Genomic DNA, 3756 nt, shown 5'->3' with positions numbered 1-3756 from the left:
TAATACGCTAACCGCACCAGCATGGGGTCATGCGCTAGCTCCAACGCTCTCACCCCGAAGGGATCGATACAAAGGAATTCGGGCACTTAGCACCACTGGATTAGTTTGGGCGGTTCTTCGCCGGTACGGGAATATCAACCCGTTGTCCATCGACTACGCCTGTCGGCCTCGCCTTAGGTCCCGACTTACCCAGGGAAGATTAGCTTGACCCTGGAACCCTTGGTCTTTCGGAGGACGTGTTTCTCACACGTCTTTCGCTACTCATGCCTGCATTCTCACTCGTGTGGCCTCCACGGCTGGTTCACACCGCCGCTTCGCTGGCCACACGACGCTCTCCTACCCATCAACACGGCTGGACCACGAAGGCCTACCAATAATGTCAATGCCACAACTTCGGTGGCGTGCTTGAGCCCCGTTACATTGTCGGCGCGGAATCACTTGACCAGTGAGCTATTACGCACTCTTTCAAGGGTGGCTGCTTCTAAGCCAACCTCCTGGTTGTCAGAGCAACTCCACATCCTTTCCCACTTAGCACGCGCTTTGGGACCTTAGTTGGTGGTCTGGGTTGTTTCCCTCTCGACTATGAAGCTTATCCCCCACAGTCTCACTGCTGCGCTCTCACTTACCGGCATTCGGAGTTTGGCTGACGTCAGTAACCTTGTAGGGCCCATCGGCCATCCAGTAGCTCTACCTCCGGCAAGAAACACGCAACGCTGCACCTAAATGCATTTCGGAGAGAACCAGCTATCACGAAGTTTGATTGGCCTTTCACCCCTATCCACAGCTCATCCCCTCAGTTTTCAACCTAAGTGGGTTCGGCCCTCCACGACGTCTTACCGTCGCTTCAGCCTGGCCATGGATAGATCACTTCGCTTCGGGTCTAGGACACGCGACTGAATCGCCCTATTCAGACTCGCTTTCGCTACGGCTACCCCACACGGGTTAACCTCGCCACGTATCGCTAACTCGCAGGCTCATTCTTCAAAAGGCACGCTGTCACCCCTACTAAGGAGGCTCCAACGGTTTGTAAGCAAACGGTTTCAGGTACTATTTCACTCCCCTCCCGGGGTACTTTTCACCTTTCCCTCACGGTACTTGTCCGCTATCGGTCATCTGGGAGTATTTAGGCTTATCAGGTGGTCCTGACAGATTCACACGGGATTTCTCGGGCCCCGTGCTACTTGGGATACTCTTCGCGCCAAGAGAGGCATTTCGACTACGGGGTTGGCACCCTCTATGACCTGGCTTTCAATCCAGTTCGTCTATACCTTCTTGTAACGCCGGCTGCTCGGCAGAACAACCAGAAAAGTCCCACAACCCCGAATACGCAACTCCTGCCGGATATCACACGTACTCGGTTTAGCCTGTTCCGGTTTCGCTCGCCACTACTAACGGAATCGCGGTTGCTTTCTCTTCCTGTGGGTACTGAGATGTTTCACTTCCCCACGTTCCCTCTACCCGCCCTATATATTCAGGCGGGAGTCACTGGGTCGGCACGCCGCCCAGCGGGGTTTCCCCATTCGGACACCCTCGGATCACAGTGTGCTTATCCACTCCCCGAGGCTTATCGCAGATTGCTACGTCCTTCTTCGGCTCCAGATGCCAAGGCATCCACCGTTTGCTCTTAAAGACTTGAAATCACATGAGTTTGAATCGTCAATCGAAATTGACTAATGATCTTTAAGATCATCTTCACGAGATGATTACTCATCTCGAAGATGCTCGCGTCCACTGTGTAGTTCTCAAAGTACGGGCGGTACCCTCCCCGCACCAGCACCAGCCGGCAACAGAAAGAGTCCTGAGGTTCGTCTGCTCCCAATCCGAAGATCAGAGCGCATCCGGTCCCTCAGGACCCAACAGCGTGCATGTGCCGGCTCACTCACCCCCAGCGTTCCCAACCCGAAGGCCGTACTAACTCGAAGATCACTCCCCCACACCTCATCAAACGTTCCACCCATGAGCTAACCGGCAAGACACATTCGGCCCTGATCCGGCGCCTGGACACCCCAAAGAGTGCCAGATGCTCCTTAGAAAGGAGGTGATCCAGCCGCACCTTCCGGTACGGCTACCTTGTTACGACTTAGTCCTAATTACCGATCCCACCTTCGACGGCTCCCTCCACAAGGGTTGGGCCACCGGCTTCAGGTGTTACCGACTTTCATGACTTGACGGGCGGTGTGTACAAGACCCGGGAACGTATTCACCGCAGCGTTGCTGATCTGCGATTACTAGCGACTCCGACTTCATGAGGTCGAGTTGCAGACCTCAATCCGAACTGGGACCGGCTTTTTGGGATTCGCTCCACCTCACGGTATTGCAGCCCTTTGTACCGGCCATTGTAGCATGCGTGAAGCCCAAGACATAAGGGGCATGATGATTTGACGTCATCCCCACCTTCCTCCGAGTTGACCCCGGCAGTATCCCATGAGTTCCCACCATTACGTGCTGGCAACATAGAACGAGGGTTGCGCTCGTTGCGGGACTTAACCCAACATCTCACGACACGAGCTGACGACAACCATGCACCACCTGTTCACCAGTGTCCAAAGAGTCCCGTATTTCTACGGTGTTCTGGTGTATGTCAAGCCTTGGTAAGGTTCTTCGCGTTGCATCGAATTAATCCGCATGCTCCGCCGCTTGTGCGGGTCCCCGTCAATTCCTTTGAGTTTTAGCCTTGCGGCCGTACTCCCCAGGCGGGGAACTTAATGCGTTAGCTGCGTCACGGAATCCGTGGAATGGACCCCACAACTAGTTCCCAACGTTTACGGGGTGGACTACCAGGGTATCTAAGCCTGTTTGCTCCCCACCCTTTCGCTCCTCAGCGTCAGTTACGGCCCAGAGATCTGCCTTCGCCATCGGTGTTCCTCCTGATATCTGCGCATTCCACCGCTACACCAGGAATTCCAATCTCCCCTACCGCACTCTAGTCTGCCCGTACCCACTGCAGACCCGAGGTTGAGCCTCGGGATTTCACAGCAGACGCGACAAACCGCCTACGAGCTCTTTACGCCCAATAATTCCGGATAACGCTTGCGCCCTACGTATTACCGCGGCTGCTGGCACGTAGTTAGCCGGCGCTTTTTCTGCAGGTACCGTCACTTTCGCTTCTTCCCTGCTAAAAGAGGTTTACAACCCGAAGGCCGTCATCCCTCACGCGGCGTTGCTGCATCAGGCTTGCGCCCATTGTGCAATATTCCCCACTGCTGCCTCCCGTAGGAGTCTGGGCCGTGTCTCAGTCCCAGTGTGGCCGGTCACCCTCTCAGGCCGGCTACCCGTCGACGCCTTGGTGAGCCATTACCTCACCAACAAGCTGATAGGCCGCGAGCTCATCCCTGACCAAAAAATCTTTCCAGCTACTGACCATGCGATCGCAGCTCGTATCCAGTATTAGACGCCGTTTCCAGCGCTTATCCCAGAGTCAGGGGCAGATTGCTCACGTGTTACTCACCCGTTCGCCACTGATCCACCCAGCAAGCTGGGCTTCACCGTTCGACTTGCATGTGTTAAGCACGCCGCCAGCGTTCATCCTGAGCCAGGATCAAACTCTCCAAAAAGAAAAAATGCATACACCACCGGGAAAACGACGATGCAGCGAGTTCGAAACTGACCAAAAGGATGCCATTACTGACAATCCATACGCCAACCCCAAAAGAGGCTGGACTTGATCCAAAGGAATCTCACCCAGCCGAAGCTGAGACGAGGTTATTTGGCATTTGACAAGTGCACGCTGTTGAGTTCTCAAGGATCGGATGCTCC

Annotated in this window: 2 rRNA genes; both read right to left on the bottom strand. The window is 54.9% G+C overall.

Annotation, left to right across the window (positions count from 1 at the left end):
• Positions 1–1638 (bottom strand): 23S ribosomal RNA (locus L0965_RS16445); the annotation flags it as partial.
• Positions 1639–2031: 393 nt separating this feature from the next.
• Positions 2032–3554 (bottom strand): 16S ribosomal RNA (locus L0965_RS16440).
• Positions 3555–3756: the final 202 nt, after the last annotated feature.

The sequence above is a fragment of the Microbacterium sp. NFH-22A-Y genome, assembly GCF_021401375.1.
Lineage (GTDB): Bacteria > Actinomycetota > Actinomycetes > Actinomycetales > Microbacteriaceae > Microbacterium > Microbacterium hominis.
Note: the sequence above shows the minus strand (reverse complement) of the source record. Positions and strands in the feature narration are given on the sequence as shown.